This is a genomic window from Bradyrhizobium sp. Kon58 (assembly GCF_055807455.1).
On record NZ_JBVVOT010000615.1, the window covers coordinates 1 to 243 of the forward strand.

A 243-nucleotide genomic window follows, 5' to 3' on the forward strand; every position below is an offset into this window, starting at 1 on the left:
CCGTTAATATTTATGGCTTGCGGTGGAATTGGGGGACAAGCCTTAAATATTAACGGCATCATGTTAATTAAACTAATGCCCCGGGCCTGGTGGCGTTGTTCAATTATCCTGCTGTCAAGTGATGTAAGGGCTCTGAAGATACGGCCCCTACGCGCCTGGTTCAGTGTCAGTCAAAACGCCCTGCAACCTTGAATGTTTCGGTAGCTTCAATCAGCGTACTCAAGATGCCCGGCTCCGAAGGTG

General features: G+C 49.4%; 1 protein-coding gene. It reads left to right on the top strand.

All coding sequences use genetic code 11. From position 1 onward, the window contains the following. Positions 1–192 (top strand): hypothetical protein (locus tag AC0L20_RS41685; protein ID WP_473295942.1); only part of this gene is annotated, 192 nt, incomplete at its 5' end. Positions 193–243 lie beyond the last annotated feature (51 nt).